This window comes from Kribbella sp. HUAS MG21 (assembly GCF_040254265.1).
Taxonomy (GTDB): Bacteria; Actinomycetota; Actinomycetes; order Propionibacteriales; family Kribbellaceae; genus Kribbella.
This window is the reverse complement of record NZ_CP158165.1, coordinates 82,570-101,302: the sequence shown is the minus strand read 5'-3', so window position 1 is coordinate 101,302 and position 18,733 is coordinate 82,570. Positions and strand designations below refer to the sequence as shown.

The window sequence follows — 18,733 nt, the reverse complement described above, 5'->3', positions numbered from 1 at the left end:
TCCGGCTCAGCCTGCCTGGACGGTCTTCAGCGCGGCGCTGATGCTCTCCGCGACGGGTGTGGTCGGGCGGCCGATGAGGCGGGTGAGGTCGCTGCCGCGGCCGGCGAGCAGCCCACGTTCGATGGCGTTGTCGACGCCGACGAACAGCTGCGCGACCGGCTCCGGCAGCCCGGCGCCGACCAGCACCTGCGCGTGGTCCTCGGGGGACAGGTTGGTGTAGCCGATGTCCATCCCGGACTGCTTCGCCAGCTCGGCCGCGTACTCGGTCAGCGTCCAGGCGACGTCGCCGTTCAGCTCGTACGCCTTCTTCTCGTGCCCTTCCGAGGTCAGCACGACGGCCGCCGCGGCCGCGTAGTCCCGCCGCGCGGCCGACGCGATCAGCCCGTCGCCCGCGCTGCCGACGACGCCGTTGGCCAGCTGGACCGCGAGCTGGTCGGTGTAGACCTCGTTGTACCAGCCGTTGCGGAGGATCGTGTACGGCAGGCCCGAGTCCAGGATCGCCTGCTCGGTCGCGCGGTGGTCCGCGGCCAGGTCGAAGTCGGCCTCCGGGCCGCCGAGCACGCTGGTGTACGCGATCCGCGCGACGCCGGCGTCCTGCGCGGCCGCGAGCACCGCCTTGTGCTGCTCGAGGCGGTTCGGCTCCAGGCCGGAGATCAGCAGGACCGTGTCGCCCGCCCCGAACGCCTTCGCGAGCGCGGCCGGGTCGTTGTAGTCGGCGATCCGGACCTCGACGCCGCGCTCCGCCAGCGGTGCGGCCTTCGCGGCGTTCCGCGCGACCGCGACGACCTGGTCGGCCGGGACCCGCTGCAGCAACTCGTCGACGACGAGAGTGCCCAGGTGGCCGGTGGCTGCGGTGACGACGATGCTCATCCTTGCTCCTTGTCAGTAGAAGTTCTGTCACCGACAGTAGGAGCCGCCTGCGAGCGGATCTATGTCCATGGAGCGCTGGTTTATGTCCGATCGTCTTGACCGGTGCGCGTACCATGCAGGTATGGATGTGCTCGCGGATGTCGTCGCCTCGATGCGGACCGGGCCCGCCGACTCCGGCCGGACCGACGTTCGGGGACCATGGGGCCTGCGCTTCCGGGACTCGTTCGGCGCCACCTTCCACCTGATCCTGCAAGGCACGGCGTGGTTGCTGCCGCGCGCCGGCGACCCGATCCCGCTCGGCCCCGGCGACGCGGTGCTGCTGCCGCGCGGTGCCGCGCACGCGCTGGCGGACCACCCCGACTCGCCGCTGGTCGACTTCGATCCGACCGTCGAGGACCCGCAGGACGGTCCGGGCGCGCGGTCCCTGTTGCTGTGCGGGACCTACCGGCTGGATCGCGAGCGCCCGCATCCGGTGCTGAGCAAGCTGCCGGACGTGGTCGTCGTACCGGCCGATCCGGGCCGCCATCGTTCGTTGCACACGGCAATCAGCATCCTCGGCGAGGAGCTGGACGCGCGCCCGCCTGGCGCGGCGGCCGTCGTACCGGCGCTGGTGGACGCCCTGCTGGTGCTGATCCTGCGGGCATGGTTCGAGGACAACGACTGCCCGACGGACCGGGGCTGGGCGCGGGCGCTGACCGATCCGACCGTCGTCCAGGCGCTGGAGCTGATTCACGAGCGCCCCGGCGCGGCCTGGACGGTCGCCGACCTGGCGGCCGACGTCGGGCTGTCACGGGCGGCGTTCGCGCGGCGGTTCACCGATGCGGTGGGCGAGCCGCCGTTGACCTATCTGTCGCGGTGGCGGATGACGACGGCGGCGCGGTTGCTGCGCGACCACGACCGCCCGCTCGCCAGGATCGCGAAGGAGATCGGCTACACGTCCGAGTTCGCGTTCGCGAAGGCGTTCAAGCGCGACTTCGGCGTACCGCCGGGGACGTATCGCAAGCAGCTCGTCACGGCTTGACGGTCAGGTCGTCCGGGCGCAGGGTCGCGACCAGCTCGCCGCGGCTGCGGACGCCGACCTTCGCGAACGCCGATTTCAAGTGGTCCTGGATCGTGTGCGGCGAGATCGCCAGCCGGTCGGCGATCGCGGCGGTGGTGTGCCCGGAGATGATCTCCAGGCAGATCTCCCGCTCCCGCGTGGTCAGCCCGTACGCCGCCAGCAGCATCCCGACCAGGTGCTGCCCGGACGCGGGCTCGATCGTGACCACGACCTCGTCCTCGGTGTCGCCGAGCAGCCGGCTGCCCTGCATCACCGCCCACCCGCCGGACGCCGCCTGCACCCTGGCCTGGAAGGTGCCGGAGGCCGCGGCGCGGGTCCCGGTGACGACGGCCCGGAGCAGTACGGCGAACCGCCCGGGCGCGAGCTCGTCCAGCTCGTCCTGCCAGGTCCGCGCGGCCGCGGTCACCGCCCGCGGTTCGCCGGCCGGGCCGGTGACGACGATCGACGGGCCGACCCCTCCGCGGTACCCGTGCGCATCCGTCCGGACGGCGACCCGCGTCGCCGCGCCGATCACCGGCGCCACCGACCCGAGGAACTCGACCTCGCGGTCGCTGAAATCGGACCCGCTGCGGACGAACCCGGCCGCCCCCCAGCAGTCCCCGTCGACCACGAACGTGGTCCGCACCTCGTGCTCGATCCCGAGCGGCCGCCACACCTCGTTCAGCCGCCGGTGCGAGACCACCTCCCGGTACGGCAGGTCCGACATCCGCGCGACCTGATGCGAGGTCCGGGCCAGCTCGGCGAACGAGTTCGGCACGGTCCCGGCGTACTCCGTCTCCGCCAGCCGCCGCTCGTACTCCGCCGGGATGCGCGGCCCGCCGCTGGTCATCGAGCTGATCACCAGCGTGCCCGGGTCGATGCCGGCCCAGCAGGTCAGCTCGCTCCCGACGACCTGCTCGACCACCTCGATCGCGGCCGCGTGGAGTTCGGCGACGCCCATCCCCGACGTCGCCAGTGCCGCGATGTCCCGGCGCGCGGTCCGCGCCCGGCCCTCCCACATGGGCTCAGTATGCGCCGCCGTACGGCTGCCGCCTATCCCGGAAATGTGGGGATCGCGGGCGGCCGGTGAAGCCCAGTCGCACGGGATGGCTGGGCGCGGCGCGCATTCCTACCGTCGGCGGCATGAACGAATCAGTGCATCTGAGCAACGCGGGCAGCGGCGCCGAGTACGCCGCCCCGGACGCGACCGTGACCGTCAAGGTCGGCGCCGAGCACAGCGGCGGGCAGTACGAGGTGTTCGAGATCGACGCACCGCGCGGCGCGGCGGCGCCGCCGCACACCGAGTCCTGGAGCAAGGCGTTCTACGTCCTGCAGGGCCGGATCCTCGTCCAAGCGGGGGAGCAGGGCTACGACCTCGGTCCCGGCGCGTCGATCAGCATCCCGGCCGGGACCGTGAACACCTTCTCGGTGCTCACCCCGGCGGCGAAGTTCCTGGCGATCAGCCAGACCGGACGGATGGGTGAGTTCTTCGCCGACCTGGCCGGCGCGGATCCCGCCGACTACGTCGCGCTCGGCGAGATCGCGAGCCGGCACGGCGTCACGGTGTCGCCGTGAGCACCGCCGCGCAGGTCCTGGCGATCGCCATCGCGGCCATGCTCGCGGTCGTGTTCGTCATGGAATCGCTGTTGTACAGGCATCCGAAGCTGTACCCGATGTTCCTCACCAAGCCGGGCGACTTCGACGCCGTCCGGCTGTGGACCGTCAACATGGGCTGGTACAACCTGACGACCGCGGCGGCCCTGGTGATCGGCGTCGTCCTCGCCGCGAACGGACGGGAAGCCGCCGGCGAGGCGCTGGTGACGTTCACCGCGGCCCAGCACACCTTCATGGCCATCGTCCTGGTCGTGTCGGAGCGGCGGCTCTGGTTCAACGCGCTGCTCGAAGGCATCCCGGCCGCGGTTTTGCTCGTCCTCATGCTGTAGGAAAGTTACGAATTCTGCGCAATCATGGGCACGAACCACCGCACACACTCAAGGTTCCCGGATGGTCACCGACAGTTCGACCGATCCGGGGGCCTACCGCCCTGAGTAGAAGTGAAGGTGAGGCCCATGAGCCCAATCAGTCGCAGGACCCTTGTTCTCGGCGGACTCGCCGCGGCCGGGGCCGGCGCCCTCCCGGCTGCCGCCCAGTCGTCGGTGATCACCGCCACCGCCGCCGTCCCGTACCCCTTCCAGCTCGGTGTCGCGTCCGGCGAACCCGACGCCGGCAGTGTCGTCCTCTGGACGCGGCTGGCGCCGTCGCCGCTGAACTCCGACGGCCACGGCGGCATGGCGAACGCCGACGTCGCCGTCGACTGGCAGGTGTCGACCACCGACACCTTCAGCACGCTCGTCGCGTCCGGCACGGTCACCGCGACGTACGGCGCCGCGCACTCGGTGCACGTCGTCGCGGCCGGGCTCAGCCCGGACGCGGACTACTTCTACCGGTTCCGCGCCCAGGGGCACATCTCGCCCGTCGGCCGCACCCGCACCGCCCCCGCGGTCGGCACCAACGGCCGCGACCTGGTGATGGCGTTCACCTCCTGCGCGCACTACGAGGAGGGCTACTACACCGTCTACCGGCGGATGGCCGAGGAGAACCCGGGCCTCATCCTCTTCCTGGGCGACTACATCTACGAGTACGGCGCCACGTCCGGCAGGCCGCGGCTGCACGCGGGGGCGAGCGAGATCGTGTCGCTCGCGGACTACCGCCGCCGCTATGCGCAGTACAAGTCCGATCCGGATCTCCAGGCAGCACACGCGGCTGCGCCTTGGCTCGTCGTACCGGACGACCACGAGGTGGAGAACAACTACGCGAACATGGTGCGCGCGGACAGTACGCCGTCGCTGACCACGGCGCAGTGGACGGCTCGGCGTACGGCGGCGTACCAGGCGTACTACGAGAACATGCCGTTGCGGCCCGCGCAGGCGAACAGTGGTAACTCGATCCCGCTGTACCGCCGGCTGCGGTGGGGGAGTCTCGCGACGTTCCACATGCTCGACACGCGGCAGTACCGCAACGACCAGGCCTGCGGCGACGGCTGGAAGGTGTGCTCCGACGCCGACCTGGCCACGCGCAGCCTGCCTGGCAACGCGCAGGAGACCTGGCTGCTCGACGGACTCAACCAGCACTACGGGACGTGGGACATCCTTGGCCAGCAGGTGTTCTTCGCCCGGCGCTTCGACTCGGCGGGTGCGGCGAGCATGGACTCGTGGGACGGGTACCGCGCGTCCCGGGCCCGCATCCAGCAGGGCTGGGTCAACCGCGGCACCCGCAACCCGGTGGTGCTGACCGGCGATGTGCACCGCGCGTGGGCCAGCGACCTGAAGGCCGACTACAGCAACCCGAACTCGGCCGTCATCGGGTCGGAGCTGGTGACGAGTTCGGTCTCCTCGAGTGGCGACGGCGACGGCTCCACCACGATCCCGAACCTCTCGACCAACCCGTGGCTGCGGTTCTACCAGAACCGCCGCGGCTACGTGCGTACGACGATCAGCCCGACACAGCTGCGCGCCGACTTCCGCGCCGTCGGGAAGGTGACGGAGCACGGTGCCGCGGTGACCACGGCGAAGTCGTTCGTCATCCAAGAGGGCCGACCCGGACTGCAGGCGGTGTGACGATGAAGAAGACCCTGGCTCTCACCGCGCTCGCAGCTACTGCGCTCACCCTCATCGCGTCGCCGGCCTCGGCGCATGTCGCCACACCTACCTGGGTGACGGCGAACAGTACGTCCACCGGCGACCAGGACGCCGCCGCGGTGGCGACCAACCGGAACGGGTACGTCGCTGTGGTGTGGGAGGACGACCGCGACACCGACAACGCGACCGACAACGTGCACAGCGAGATCTACCTGCGGCTGTTCCACAACGGCACCGCCGTCTACGAGAAGAAGCTGTCCGCCGCGGGCAGCACCGGTGTGACGAACTGGCGGCACCTGCGTCCGGACGTCGGGCTGGACGACAAGGGCAACGCGGTCGTCGTGTGGCAGGACGACCCGGACGGCAACGGGTACTACAACATCCCGTACCGCGTCGTGAACACCGCGGGCACTGTTACTGCGTCCGGCAACGCCAACAGCAGCTCTACCGGTCAGCAGATCAATCCACGTGTGGCTGTCGACCCGGATGGTGCACCTACTAGCGCTGCGGTTGCGTTCACTGTGGCGTGGGAGGACATCCAGACCGGTGCTGCGGCGACGGTGAAGGCTGCTGGCTTCACTGGCCCGACAACGCGCGCTTGGGAGGTGAGCGCGTCGGCCACGACCGGTCAGCACCACAACCCGGACGTGGGAGTGTCTGCGTCCGGTGACGCGGTGGTCGTCTGGGACGACGACGCGGACGGCAACGGGTACTACCAGATCGGCCTGATCCGGCTGGGCCGTACGAACGGCGCAGCCACGTTGTCGCGGCGGTCCGCGAACAGTGCGGGCGGCGGGCAGCAGCAGCGTGCCGCGGTGGCGGCCAACTTCAACGGCGACTTCGCGGTCGCGTGGGAGTCCGACCACACCGGCACTGCGGGCGTCTGGACGCGTTCGTTCACCTCGACCGGTACGGCGCGCTACGCGGACACCGAGGTCGCGGTCGGCGGTACCGGTGCGTCGATCGGTATCGACGACCAGGCGCAGACCGTGGTCGGCTGGACGGTGCAAGGCGCGGACCCGGACGTCTGGGTCCGCGGCTTCGGCACCAACGGCACCGACGCCGGCCGGCTGTCGTCACAGCGCCTGAGCTCCGTGGCCACCGGCCGCCAGGAACAGCTGGCAGTAGCTGTCTCGCCGTACGCCGAAGTGGCCGTCACCTACACCGACGACAACGACGGCAACACCTACGACCAGGTCTACCTCGGCACCGGAATCTCCAACAACAGCTGGTGAGTCAACGTGCTGTGGGACACCCTTCACGGTGTCCCACAGCACGTCTTTGAACCGCTCGCCGGGATCTCCCGTATCAGAGGGGAGAGGAGATCCCGATGAGAACCTCAGTCTTGTTGCTAGGAGCAACGTTAGGTGCGCTCGGTTCGCTGAGCGCGTGCGGTGGCTCGGAGCCTGCACCGGGTGCGGCGCCCGGCGCCGTTTCGGTGAAGGAGGTGAGTGGGGTCGGGCAGGCGCTCGTCGACGCGGCGGGGAAAACGCTGTACTTCGCCGACCAGGAGACTGGTGGGGCGATCAAGTGCACCGACAGTTGCCTGAGTTTCTGGATCCCGGTCACCGGAACCGCCGCCGACGCGAAGTCGGTCAGCGGACTGGCCACCGTGAAACGCTCCGACACCGGTGCGGAACAACTCACCTTCCAGGGCAAGCCCTTGTACACCTTCAAGCTCGACACCAAGCCCGGCGAGGCCAAGGGCAACAACCTGTCCGATGCCTTCTCCGGCGTGGACTTCACGTGGCATGCCGCGACCACCGGAACCGCAGCCCCCACCCAGGCGCCTTCGTCCTCGGAGGGTGGAGGCTACGACTACTGACCAGGTTCGACCAGGACCCGGACGTCCCACGGCCCGAGTTCGATCTTGCTGTTCGCCGGCTGATCGGTGAGTACGTCGTACAGCGGCCCGGGCGCTGTGACGGCGACGCTGTCCCACGACCAGTTGTGGACGAACCGCAGCCGCCGACCGTCCCTGGCGGTCGCGGACGTGACGGTGACGCTGCTGGGCAGGTCGGTCCAAGTCGTCGGCTTGATCCAGCGGAACAGCGCCGCGGCGAGTGCTTGGTCCGGCACCGTTCCCACGTAGGTGATCCGGCCCGAGCCACGCGCCACGGTGGTGACGGCAGGCCACCGCCCGTAGTGCGGGTGCTCGTAGCTCGCCAGTACGTCGGCGTCGTCGATCTGGAGCCCGTCGATCCAGCGTGTACCGGACCCGTCGAGGTGCACGCCGACGCCGCGCACGGGCACGTCTACGCCGACGTTGCTGTACTCGTCGTACCAGACACCCGCCGCGGCAGCGAGTCTGCCGGGTTGGACGTCGGTGCGGGCCCGGGCGTCGAGGTCGGCGTACCCCGTGCGCGGTCCGACGACCAGATGCCCGCCGGCCTCGGCGTACGCGACCAACCGGTCGAGCAGGTCGTCGTCAGCCAGATAGAGCGCCGGTACGACGAGAATCGGACCTGCGTCGGTGAACTGGCTCGTGTGCAGGATGCGCACCTGGAGTCCGGCGTCGAAAGCCCCACGGTAGAAGGCGTCGAAGAAGCCGTGGTACGAGCGGTCGTCCGGGCCGCCGTCCTGCCGCTCGAGCGCCGGGTACTTCTGCATCAGCCACTTGCTGGGCAGCGAGTACAGCATGGTCACGTCGCTGTCAGGCGTCAGGTCCGCCACGAGCGAGCCGGCGGTCTCGAACTCGGCACCGAGCTGCGCGATCTCCCGGTACGTGCGGCCCGGCTGGCCGCTGTGGGGGAGGACACCACCCCAGTACGTCTCCGCCCCGAAATGCAGCGTGTGCCAATGCCAGTACTCGATCAGCTTGGCGCCGCGTGACACCAGCGCCCACGCCGCCTGCCGCCACTGGCCGTCGTACGCCGGGCGGTTGTTCCACGGGTAGCCGATGGACTGCGCGTTCGTCTCGGTCACGAGGAAAGGAGCCTGTTTCGACGAGTACATCCGGTCCGCGCTGAGATAGAGCGCCCAGGTGCCGTTGGTGGTCCAGCCCTGCGGGGCCGCATCGGTCCGCGGATGCACGAGTCCGTCCTGCATGGCGTAGTACGCGTTGCCGGCCGTGACATCCAGCCGGCGTACCAGCTCGTCGTCGGCGACGGCAGGCCGTTCGTACGCGATGCAGGTGGTCACGAACTGGTCCGGGCGCGAGTACTCGCGGACGATGTCGGCCTGCCAGCCGATGAATTCGGTCACCTGGTCCGCCTGGAACTGCCGCCACGCGACGTCGTACTGCGGCTGGACGTTGCCGTCCGGCGTCCACAGGTCCGCCCAGTCCGAGAGCCGGTGCGACCAGTAGACCAGGCCCCAGGCGTCGTTCAGCTTCTGTACGTCGCCGTACCGCTGCCGGAGGCTGTCCACGAAGCGCTGGAAGACGCCGTGGTTGTGGAGCAGCTCGTTGCCCGGTTCGTTGTCGACCTGGAACCCGATCACCGCCGGGTGGTCCGCGTACCGCTCGGCGATCCGGCGGATCACCCGCTCGGCGTGGAAGCGGAAGCCGGGATGGGTGAAGTCCACCTCCTGCCGTGCGCCCCAGCCGATCCGCTGCCCGGTCTTCCGCTCGCCGGCGATCTCCGGGTAGAGCCTCGCCAGCCAGGGCGGCACGGCGTACGTCGGGGTGCCGAGCACGACCGCGATGCCGCGGCGGTGCGCGCCGTCGAGGACCGGCTGCATCCAGTCGAGGTCGAAGCGGCCGTTCTCCGGCTCCCAGGTCGACCAGACCGACTCACCGACCCGGATCACCGAGAAGTGCGCGGCGGCCATCAGGTCGAGATCCTGCTCCAACCGCTGCTGGGGTTGATACTCGTGGTAGTACGCAGCTCCGAAGAGCACACGCTCTTGCACGCGTTTCTCCAATGATAGAAGAGGTTTCAGGCCTTGACGCCACCTGCGGCCAGACCCGACTGCCAGTACCGCTGCAGCAGCAGGAAGGCGGTGATGAGCGGAATGACGGACAGGAAGGAGCCGGTGATGACCAGCGAGAGCACCGCGCCGGTCGTACCGCCGCCGGCGCCGGCCTGCGACGACCATGCGGCCAGTCCGACCGTGATCGGATACAGGTCGGGGTTGTTGAGCATGATGAGCGGCAGGAAATAGTTGTTCCAGGTCGCGACCAGCGTGAACAGCAGCACCGTGACGACGCCCGGCGCGAGCATCCGGAGCGCGACCTGGAAGAAGATCCGGAACTCACCGGCACCGTCGATCCGCGCCGCCTCGATGATCCCGTCCGGTACGGCGTCCTGGGCGTAGATCCGCATCAGGTACAGGCCGAACGGGCTCACCAGCGACGGCAGGATGATCGCCAGCGGCGTGTTCACCAGCCCCGCCTTGCTGAACAGCAGGTACGTCGGGATCGCGAGCGCCGTGGTCGGCACCATGATCGCCCCGAGCACCAGCCCGAAGAGCGCCGAGTTGCCACGGAACCGGTACTTCGCGAAGCCGTACCCGCCGAGTGCGCACAGGAAGGCCGCGCCGCCGGCGCTGACGACCGCGTACAGGATGGTGTTGCCCATCCAGCGCGTGAACACCCAGTCCCCGTTCGTCAGCGTCTCGCGGACGTTGGAGAAGAACGAGAAGTCGTCCGCGAACCAGAGCCCGAAGCTCGAGAACAGGTCGCCGACGTTCTTCGTCGAGGCGATCACCAGCCAGAACAACGGCAGCAGGAAGTAGATCAGCAGCACCACCATGGCGGCGGTCAGCAGGTTGCTCCGTCGACCCGTCATGACCTGCTCCTTCGCGTCGTGACGAACAGGACGGCGTACGACGCGACGACGATCACTGCGCCGAGCAGGAACGAGACCGCGGCGGCGTAGTTGACCTCTTGGCCGGTGAAGGCGAGCGAGTAGCCGTAGAGGTTCGGGGTGTAGCCGCTGTCGATGACGCTCGGCGCCAGGCGTTGCATCAGCTGTGGCTCGTTGAACAGCTGGAAGCTGCCGATGACCGAGAAGATCACGCACACCAGCAGGGCGGGCCGGAGCGCCGGGATCTTGATGCTCCACGCGGTCCGGATCGCGCCGGCGCCGTCGACGGCCGCGGCCTCGTACAGCTCGTGCGGGACGGCCCGGAGTGCGGCGTACAGGATGATCATGTTGTAGCCGGTGAACTCCCAGGTGACGATGTTCGCCAGGGAACCGAGCATCCAGTCCGACGTCAGGAACTTCGGCGCGGCCAGGCCGAACTTGTCCGCCAGCTGCGCGAACGGCCCGAAGTCGGGGCCGTACAGGTAGCCCCACATCAGTGCCGCGACCACGCTCGGTACGGCGTACGGCAGGAAGATGCCCAGCCGGAACACCTTCGCGGCCCGCAGCAGTCCGCTGTCGATGGCCAGCGCCGCCAGCAACGCGACGACGAGCATGATCGGCACCTGGATCACGAAGAACAACGCGACCCGGCCGACACCCTGCAACAACCGCGGATCGGTCAGAGCCCGGGTGTAGTTGTCCAGGCCCGCGAAGACAGTGCCGCCGATCAGGCGTTCCTGGAACAGGCTGAGGTACGCCGCGTAGGCCAGCGGCAGGACCAGCATGGCGAGGAACACCAGCAGGAACGGCGCGACGAAGAGGTAGCCGGTGGAGGCGTGGCTCACACCACGCCTCCGCCGTCGGGCTTCACTGCGGCTCGGCACCTGCGCCTTGAGCCGCTGATCGGTGGTGACACTCATTGATCGACCTTGAAGCCCTGGTTCTGCGCGTACTTCGTGATCCGCTCCTGCCACTGGTCGAGCGCCGCGCTGGTGTCGCCCTTGTTCGCGAACGACTTCCCGACGGTCTCGTTCCAGTCGCTGACGGCCTGGTCGAGGAACGGCGGCCACTGGAACTTGGTGTCCACCGTGTCGCTGATCCCGGCGAACAGCTTGTTCACCGGCTGACCGCCGTAGAACGGCAGCGGCCTGTCGACGAAGGAACTGTCGGCCAGCAGGGCCTTGGTGACCGGGAACAGGAACTGCTGGGTCGCGAACATCTTGGTCGACTCGGGGTCGGTGTTGAGGAACTCGGCCAGCTTCGCGGCCGCGATGGGGTTCTTCGTCCCCTTGACGACGGCGGTCGTCGAGCCGCCCCAGTTACCGGACGCGTTCTGGCCGGCCTCCCACTGCGGGAGCGGTGCGGCGCGCCACTTGCCGCTGGTGGCCTTCGCGCTGCCCTCCAGGAAGACCGGGCCCCACGCGGCAGTGAGCCAGGTGGCGTACTTGCCGCGGTTCAGCGCCTGGTACCACGCGTCGTTGAAGTCGGCATCGGCCGTGACCGACCCGTCCTTGATCAGGCCGCTCCAGTAGTCGGCGACCTTCTTCGACTCGTCGCCGTTCAGATTGACCTTCACCGACTCGGCGGTGGGGCTCTCGAACGGCTTCACCCCGGCCTGCCACAGCAGCCCGAACCACACGCCGGCCTGGCTCTGCGCGAGGTTCGTCATCGAGACGTTCGGGTCGGCGGCGTGCAGTTTGCGGGCCGCCGCGGCGAACTCGTCCCAGGTCTTCGGTACGCCGATGCCGTACTTGTCGAAGATGTCCTTGCGGTACAGCATGCCCATCGGCCCGCTGTCCTGCGGAACCGCCCACACCTCGCCGCCGGAGCCGACCACCTGCTGCCAGGTCCACGGTACGAACTGGTCCTTCAGTTTGTCCGCGCCGTACGGCCGGAGGTCCAGCAGGCTCTTGGTGAGTGCGAACGTCGGGATGTACTGGAACTCGATCTGGACGGCGTCGGGGAAACCGGTGCCGGCCTTCAGCGCGGTCCGCAGCTTGGTGTACTGCGGGGTGCCCTGGCCGGCGTTGACGACCTTCACCTTGATCGCCGGGTACTTCTTCTGGAACAGGTCGACCTCCTTCTGGATGTTCGGCACCCAGGTCCAGAAGGTGAGCTCGGTCGGCGTGGACATCGCCTTGTCGATGTCGGCCTGGCTGACGGCCTGCGCCTGGGGCGCGCCGCCGGACGACGACTCGTCGCCTCCGCCGCAGGCGGCGAGCGCCAGTGCGGCCAGGGCGAGTGCGCTGCCGACGGCGGTGCGCCGGCGGATCCTGCGTGGTCTGGTGATGAACACTGCGAACAACTCCTCGAGTCACGTCCTCGGTTCGGGCACGGCGGTGCCCGGGCACTGGCGCGCGGCCGGTGGTGCCCTGGAACGGGTACGGCGATCAGCGCGCGGTCGGCGCTGCGGTGGACTGACGGACGACGAGCCGGAGCGGTGGTGGCTCCGGCCGGGGGGAGCGGTCGCCGGTGGGCGACTCGATCTCCGTGACCAGGTTCGCGATCCCGCGGGCGACGTGGACGTCGAAGTCCTGCGGGACGGTGGTGAGGGGCGGCGTCAGGAACGCCGCCGTCGGGATGTCGTCGAAGCCGACGACGCTGACGTCACCGGGGACCGATCGGCCGGCCTCGGTGAGTGCTCGCAGGACGCCGATGGCCATGTCGTCGTTGGCGACGAAGACGGCGGTGACGTCGGGGTTCGCGGCCAGTTGACGGCCGGCCGCATAGCCGGAGGCTGGGAGCCAATCGCCTTCCAGTACCGGGGGTTCGGGTGCGCCGGCGTCGGCCAGGGCCTGGCGCCAGCCGGCCAGCCGGTCGCGGGCGGCCCACCAGCGTTGCGGGCCGGCGACGTGCCAGACCGTGTGGTGCCCGAGCTCGAGCAGGTGCTCGGTGGCGGACCTGCCGGCGCCCACGTTGTCGCCGCCGGTGTCCAGGCTCGGCTTCGCGCTGAGCCCGGGGAACCGGCCGAAGCTCAGCACCGGGATGTCGACGTCGATCGGTACGTCGTCGCCCTCGTCGATCGGTTCGGACAGGATGATCCCGTCCACGCCCTGCTCGAGGAGGTGCTCGACCGCGTCGGCGATCGTGTCGCCTTCGAGGGTGTTGACGATGCTCACCGAGTAGCCGGTCGTCCGGAGGGTCTGTTCGATCGCCACCAGTTGCGTCGACGGGCCGAACAGCGCCGTGCCCAGACAGACCACGCCGATCCGCTTGGTCCGCCCGGAGTTGAGCGCCCGGGCCGCGTCGTTGCGCCGGTAGCCGAGCTCCCGCACGGCAGCCTGCACGCGGAGCCGGACCTCTTCCTTGACGTACGGCTCACCGTTCAGGACCCGGGAGACAGTCTTCTGCGAGACGCCCGCCAGGCGTGCGACGTCGGTGCTGCTCGGCTTGGCCTCGCTCATCTCGCCTCCGTTCTGACTGCGTAGTCAGAATGTGTCTACGTAGTCAGAAGATCAATGGCTCGACCTCTGTGAGCTGGGTCACATCCTCAGCGGGAGTAGCGGCCGGTGAGGCGGCCGCGGGCGATGGTCTTGCTGTCGATCGCCGCCAGTGCTTCGCGGAGGTCGGCGCCGTCAGAGAGGCCGGTCGGCTCGGAGAGGGCGTAGACGGTGAAGCGATAACGGTGCGTGCCGCTGGGAGGGCACGGGCCGAAGTACCCTGGCTTGCCGCTGGAGTTCTTCGCCTGCTTCACGCTGGGCGTGCGCCGCCTTCGCCGTCGCAGGTGTACTTGCGCGGGATCGTCTCACCGTCGCGGAACGCCGTACTGGTGACTGTGATGCTGCCGGGTGCGGTCACGGTCGGCTCCTTCCCGGCTGGTTCGGCCGCTGCCGGTTGCCGCGCTCAGGAGCACGGCAACCGACAACATCCGTTCCAACGTACTACCGGCTCACCGACCTGGGACGAAGACGACCGCGTCGCCCACCGCGCGCTCGGCGCCGTTGGTGCCGCTCGGACGGTTGACGACGGTGCCGTCGCCGAGGGCCATCGCGGTCGAGCCGCCGCCGTCCAGGTTGATGCCGTCGTACATGCCGAGCGCCTTCGCGACCGCGGCGGTCTCGTCCATCGTGGTGCCGACGCTCGTCGTCTGCCGGCCGTCGAGCGTGGCGAGGACGATCTTGCCGCCGCGCGTGGTGCCGGCGATCGTGCGCGGGTTGCGGGCGAAGAAGCTGCCGGTGCCGGCCGGGACGACGATCTCGCCGTTCTTCGTCAGCTGGTAGCGACCCGTCACGCCGTACAGGCCCTTGTGCAGCGCGACCTGCTGGCCGTTCTCGTTCGACACGGTGAGGTCGGTGCGCAGGCAGCCCTTCGCGAGGCTCAGCAGCGCGGCGGTCTCCTTGCCGGTCGCCTGCAAGGACGTCTGGCTCGCGCTGAGCGTCGTACCGCGTGTGTTCGACGTACGGACGACGCAGCCGCGGCGGTCGAGCACGACCTCGGCGCCCGCCCCGGACGGCGTCGCGGCGCCGAACGCGGGCGTGAAGCGGACCAGGTCACCCGCGACGGTGCAGGTGGTCTGGTCGGGAAGCGTCGCGCACGCGGTCGGGACCACCGGCGGGTGGTTGATGAACTCCAGCGGCAGCTCGGCGCCGGTCAGCCGGTTGCGGACGGCGCCGGTCCAGCGCAGGTGGCCGGTGACGACCTTGTTGCTGTTGGCATCGATCACCAGGTTGGCCTCGGTCGGGTCCGTGAGCGGCTCGCTGAGCAGCTTGCCGTCGAACAGCCCGAGGCCGACCTGCTCGCCCGGGTACTGCGGGTTCGCGGTGAAGGTGAAGAACGACGCGTTCACCCCGGCGAGCGCGCCGGCCGACTTCACCAGATCGGAGGTCTTCTCGACCCGGGCCAGGTCCGGGCCGTACGTCGCCTGCAGCCGGCCGTCGGCGATCCGCGGGTCGATGGTCAGGACGTTGACGACCCACGGGCCGCGGGTCGTGGTGTTGATCTGGTCGGCCGGCGCCGGCTCGGTACCGCGGACGATCCGGGTCAGCGTGACGCCGCGCGCCAGCGTCCGGTCGGTACGGGTCTCGGCCAGATCCGCGTCCCCGAGCGGCAGCCCCTGCCCGGCCGGCACCACCGTGAGCTCGCCGGCGGCTCCCTCGGCGGCGGGTCCGTCGGCGGTGGTCGCGGTGGCGGAGGAGATGCCGGTGGCGAGGACACCGAACACCGCGGCCGCGCCCAGCGCGGTCTTGAACACTCGAGCGGAAGTAGTCATGCGGCTCATCCTCCGAGCTCCCGGTGGAATCTTTCTGATCCTTGCCCTGACTCGTCAGCATCTTCCAGGTTACGGTTGCGTGCCGCAGCTCACCATCCGAGCGGTGGTCGCCGCGGGTCGCCGGACAACGTTTGCCCCTACCATCGAAGCCGTGTCCACCCCGCTGAGTACCTGAGATGTCGGCCGTCATCGGCGCCTTCGCCGCGCTGGTCGCCGTGGCCGTGCTCGGGTACGTCATCGGCCTGTTCGGCGTACTGCGGAAGCAGGACGAGCTGGTGCTGTCGCGGCTCGCGTTCTTCGTGGCGACGCCCGCGCTGCTGTTCACGACCGTGGCGAAGGCCGACCTCGGGACGATCTTCTCGGTGGTGCTGGTCACGAATCTGGTGAGCCTGTTCGTGGTGCAGGTGGTGTTCCTCGTCGCGGTGCTGATCTGGCGGCGGACCCGTTCGCAGGCGGCGATCGGCGTCCTCGCGTCGTCGTACGTGAACGCCGGCAACCTCGGCGTACCGGTGGCGGCGTACGTGCTGGGGGACGGGGCGCTGGTGGCGCCGATCGTGTTGTTCCAGGTGCTGATCATGGCGCCGATCGCGTTCGCCGTACTGGACAGCGACCGGCTGGGAACCGGCCGCCGGGTGTCGCTGCGCACGGTGGTGACGCGCCCACTCCGCAATCCACTGACGGTGGCGTCGCTGCTCGGACTGCTGGTCTCACTGCTCGGCGTACGCCTGCCGGACCTGCTGATGCGCCCGATCGAACTCGTCGCCGCGGCCGCGGTGCCCGTCGCACTGGTCGCGTACGGCCTGAGCCTCAGCGCCGGCACGAAGGACTCGATCACCCTACGGCGGGACGTAGTACTGGCGGTCGCCCTGAAAACCTTCGTCCAACCACTAGCCGCCTACGCAATCGCCCGCTGGGTCCTAGACCTACACGGCCCGGCCCTCCTCGCCCCAACACTCCTGGCCGCCCTACCCACAGCCCAGAACGTCTACGTCTACGCCGTCCACTACCGAGCCAGCCGCACCCTCGCCCGCAGCGCCGTACTCCTCAGCACCCTGCTGTCCATCCCAGTGATGATCCTGATCGCAGGCCTACTGACCTGACCTCAGCGCCAGGCGGACAGGAGCTGCTCCGGACCGACTGCCTGAACGCCGTCGACCGCGACGCCCGCACGGGACACCGCGATCAGCGGAGTCGATTCGGTCGCACCGGGCAGCTGAGTCCGGTGGACGTACAAGCGGCTCAGATCGTGTCCGTCGAACGCCTTGCGTTCGAGCCATTTGATGGACCCCACAGCGGTGACGTGCTTGGCGACCGGTCCATGATCGGCCGCTACCAGGTCGATCTCGGGATCGTTCGTCCTCGTCCAGTAGCCGCCGATCGCACCGGTGCCGTCGGGCAGTCCACCGTCGCGGAGCCGGAAGAGTGATTCCCGTACGACGGGTTCGACGGCTCGACCGCGCCACGACGACCAGGACGTCCGAATGCGGGCCAGCGTCAGGTCGCCGCGCCCCCGCTCGACCTCGGTGAGATGCGGTCCCAGGAATGCGAGCCAGAAGCGAAGGTGCGGATCGGCGACGTAGTAGCGCCTCTCCTTGGAAGGACGAGTGGACAACGGCGTGACCGCCTCGACGACGCGCTTGGCGGTCAGCAAGTGGAGCGCCCGATTGAGGCTGGTTGCCGGCAGGCCGCCGGCCGCCCGGCCGATGAGAGTATGTGTCCGCTCGCCCGATCCGATGGCCGACAGGACCAGGCGGGCCTGCGCATCGGCTGGGAACTCGGCCGCCAGTGAGCGTTCGCCGCTGACGATCAATGCCGTCGTCGGATCGGCGAGGGCCGACTCCAGATAGTCGAAGACGCCCGCGTTCGCGGGCCATTCCTCGAGCACGAGCGGAAGACCACCGGAGATCAGGAAGGCGTCGAACGCTTCAGCGGGTTCCAGGCCGAGCATGTCGGCGACATCGGCCGGACTCAGGGGCGGCACGACCATCTCGGTCCCGCGCTGGTGGAACGGCCGGTCGTACTCGTTCAGGCGTTCCATCATCGCGAGGTCGGAGCCCACGCACAGCAGCAGGACGGGCTTCCGGGACAGCTCGCGGTCGTACAGCTTCTGCAGCGTGCCTTCGAAGCCAGGATCGTTGGCGATGAGGTACGGCATTTCGTCCAGTACGACGATGCTCGGTTCGTCGGCGGGCAATGCGGCCGCAAGTAGTTGCAGAGCGGCATCCCAGTCCTGCGGGGTCTGTCCCGCGAACAAGGCGGCTTGCGGCAGCGTCGAGGTAGCGCCTGCTTCCACGAAGAGCCGTAGGTCGGTGGCGGTGCTCGATTGCGCCGAGGCGGTGAAGAAGAGGCTCGGCAGCCCGGAGCGATCGATGAACTCCTCGACCAACCGCGACTTGCCCACTCGGCGGCGGCCGCGGATCAACACCGCCCGGCCGGCACGGCCGGCCCGGCCGCGCTCCTGGACGCGGTGCAGCAATCGGTCGAGCGTCCGCAGTTCGTGGTTCCGGCCGTAGAAGTGGGCCACCCTGTCGCCGCCTCCAGACGCCCATGCGTGATACAACCAAAAATGAACATACCAAATTTGGTTGTCTCCCGCGAGGCGCCCTGTGACTACTTCATGGCTTTGAAGGCTTCTTCGGCTACGGGTTCTACCTGGTCGACGGTGACGCCCTCGTTGGCGGACTGGGCGATGACGGTGAGGGTGTTGGAGCCGCGGTAGCACTGGGTGGGGAGGTTGCCGCTCGACTCGACGCAGGTGGAGTTGGCGACCTTCTTGACCTTGTCCGGGGTCGCGCCGGAGTCGTCGACGGTCTTGTCGATGTCGACCTTGCCGCGGAGGGCGATGATCACGTACATCCGGTCGCCGTCGAGCGTGCCGTACGCCTCCACGGTCGCCTGCTTGCCGTTGTTGATCCGGCTGAGTGCTTCCCGCGTCTGGTCCAGTTGCAGCTGGTCGCGGATCTCCTTGTCGGTGATCCGGTCCAGGCCCGCGAGCTTGGCCGGCGGGGTGATCCCACGCTCGGTGTTCAACCGATTCAACGGCCCGAGCCCCCACACATACCCCAGCACCGCCAGCACCACCAGAATCCCCACACCCCCACCCACAGTCACCCAGGGCCCCTTACTACGCCCCTTCTTCCCACCCCCAGAACCACCAGCCCCAGGAGCACCTGCGCCGGGAGCACCAGCGCCGGGCGTACCAGCCCCAGGAGTCCCTGCGCCGGGTGTA

18 protein-coding genes are annotated in these 18,733 nt (G+C 69.2%); 7 read left to right on the top strand and 11 right to left on the bottom strand.

Annotated elements, in window-relative coordinates; all coding sequences use genetic code 11:
• Nucleotides 1-6: 6 nt before the first annotated feature.
• Nucleotides 7-870 (bottom strand): NAD(P)H-binding protein, encoded by an 864-nt coding sequence (locus tag ABN611_RS00475; RefSeq protein WP_350277714.1) that lies wholly within the window; start codon nt 868-870, stop codon nt 7-9.
• A 121-nt stretch (nt 871-991) separates the two neighbouring features.
• Here ABN611_RS00475 and ABN611_RS00470 point away from each other — a divergent pair, with 121 nt between their 5' ends.
• Entirely contained in the window at nt 992-1,891 is a 900-nt protein-coding gene (locus ABN611_RS00470) for an AraC family transcriptional regulator (RefSeq protein ID WP_350277713.1), read from the top strand.
• Here ABN611_RS00470 and ABN611_RS00465 read toward each other — a convergent pair.
• Nucleotides 1,881-2,930, bottom strand: coding sequence for a helix-turn-helix transcriptional regulator (locus tag ABN611_RS00465; protein WP_350277712.1), 1,050 nt, complete (start codon nt 2,928-2,930; stop codon nt 1,881-1,883). The two genes, ABN611_RS00470 and ABN611_RS00465, sit on opposite strands and share 11 nt — an antisense overlap.
• Before the next feature lie 122 nt (nt 2,931-3,052).
• Between ABN611_RS00465 and ABN611_RS00460 the strand changes: the two genes are divergently transcribed.
• From ABN611_RS00460 to ABN611_RS00440, 5 genes are all read left to right on the top strand, one after another.
• Complete coding sequence (locus tag ABN611_RS00460; RefSeq protein WP_350277711.1) at nt 3,053-3,484, top strand: cupin domain-containing protein; 432 nt, start codon at nt 3,053-3,055, stop codon at nt 3,482-3,484.
• Entirely contained in the window at nt 3,481-3,852 is a 372-nt protein-coding gene (locus ABN611_RS00455) for a DUF1304 family protein (protein WP_350277710.1), read from the top strand. The genes ABN611_RS00460 and ABN611_RS00455 overlap by 4 nt, the downstream gene beginning before the upstream one ends.
• A gap of 126 nt (nt 3,853-3,978) precedes the next feature.
• Nucleotides 3,979-5,526: an alkaline phosphatase D family protein gene (locus tag ABN611_RS00450; protein ID WP_350277709.1), complete on the top strand. Its 1,548-nt coding sequence runs from the start codon at nt 3,979-3,981 to the stop codon at nt 5,524-5,526.
• Between the two features lie 2 nt (nt 5,527-5,528).
• Complete coding sequence (locus ABN611_RS00445) at nt 5,529-6,782, top strand: hypothetical protein (protein ID WP_350277708.1); 1,254 nt, start codon at nt 5,529-5,531, stop codon at nt 6,780-6,782.
• Between the two features lie 95 nt (nt 6,783-6,877).
• Nucleotides 6,878-7,372 carry a hypothetical protein gene (locus ABN611_RS00440; RefSeq protein WP_350277707.1) on the top strand — a complete coding sequence of 165 codons (495 nt, stop codon included), beginning with the start codon at nt 6,878-6,880 and terminating at the stop codon, nt 7,370-7,372.
• Here the strand turns inward: ABN611_RS00440 and ABN611_RS00435 are convergent.
• From ABN611_RS00435 to ABN611_RS00405, 7 genes are all read right to left on the bottom strand, one after another.
• Entirely contained in the window at nt 7,366-9,399 is a 2,034-nt protein-coding gene (locus ABN611_RS00435; protein WP_350277706.1) for a beta-galactosidase, read from the bottom strand. The genes ABN611_RS00440 and ABN611_RS00435 overlap by 7 nt on opposite strands.
• 26 nt (nt 9,400-9,425) lie before the next feature.
• Nucleotides 9,426-10,277, bottom strand: a complete 852-nt coding sequence (locus ABN611_RS00430) for a carbohydrate ABC transporter permease (protein ID WP_350277705.1) — start codon at nt 10,275-10,277, stop codon at nt 9,426-9,428.
• Nucleotides 10,274-11,215, bottom strand: coding sequence for a sugar ABC transporter permease (locus ABN611_RS00425; RefSeq protein WP_350277704.1), 942 nt, complete (start codon nt 11,213-11,215; stop codon nt 10,274-10,276). Before ABN611_RS00425 ends, ABN611_RS00430 begins: the two co-directional genes overlap by 4 nt.
• Entirely contained in the window at nt 11,212-12,591 is a 1,380-nt protein-coding gene (locus ABN611_RS00420; RefSeq protein ID WP_350277703.1) for an extracellular solute-binding protein, read from the bottom strand. Before ABN611_RS00420 ends, ABN611_RS00425 begins: the two co-directional genes overlap by 4 nt.
• 94 nt (nt 12,592-12,685) lie before the next feature.
• Nucleotides 12,686-13,699: a LacI family DNA-binding transcriptional regulator gene (locus ABN611_RS00415; protein WP_350277702.1), complete on the bottom strand. Its 1,014-nt coding sequence runs from the start codon at nt 13,697-13,699 to the stop codon at nt 12,686-12,688.
• An 86-nt stretch (nt 13,700-13,785) separates the two neighbouring features.
• Nucleotides 13,786-13,989 carry a YbhB/YbcL family Raf kinase inhibitor-like protein gene (locus ABN611_RS00410; protein WP_350277701.1) on the bottom strand — a complete coding sequence of 68 codons (204 nt, stop codon included), beginning with the start codon at nt 13,987-13,989 and terminating at the stop codon, nt 13,786-13,788.
• A gap of 195 nt (nt 13,990-14,184) precedes the next feature.
• Complete coding sequence (locus tag ABN611_RS00405) at nt 14,185-15,504, bottom strand: phosphodiester glycosidase family protein (RefSeq protein WP_350277700.1); 1,320 nt, start codon at nt 15,502-15,504, stop codon at nt 14,185-14,187.
• 176 nt (nt 15,505-15,680) lie between these two features.
• Between ABN611_RS00405 and ABN611_RS00400 the strand changes: the two genes are divergently transcribed.
• Nucleotides 15,681-16,604 carry an AEC family transporter gene (locus tag ABN611_RS00400; protein ID WP_350277699.1) on the top strand — a complete coding sequence of 308 codons (924 nt, stop codon included), beginning with the start codon at nt 15,681-15,683 and terminating at the stop codon, nt 16,602-16,604.
• 2 nt (nt 16,605-16,606) lie between these two features.
• On the opposite strand, the gene ABN611_RS00395 is transcribed toward ABN611_RS00400, so the two are convergent.
• Both ABN611_RS00395 and ABN611_RS00390 read right to left on the bottom strand, forming a co-directional pair.
• The gene (locus ABN611_RS00395; protein WP_350277698.1) at nt 16,607-18,028 is read right to left on the bottom strand and encodes a DUF234 domain-containing protein; all 1,422 of its coding nucleotides are present in this window, start codon (nt 18,026-18,028) and stop codon (nt 16,607-16,609) included.
• 86 nt (nt 18,029-18,114) lie between these two features.
• Nucleotides 18,115-18,597 (bottom strand): hypothetical protein, encoded by a 483-nt coding sequence (locus tag ABN611_RS00390; RefSeq protein ID WP_350277697.1) that lies wholly within the window; start codon nt 18,595-18,597, stop codon nt 18,115-18,117.
• Nucleotides 18,598-18,733: the final 136 nt, after the last annotated feature.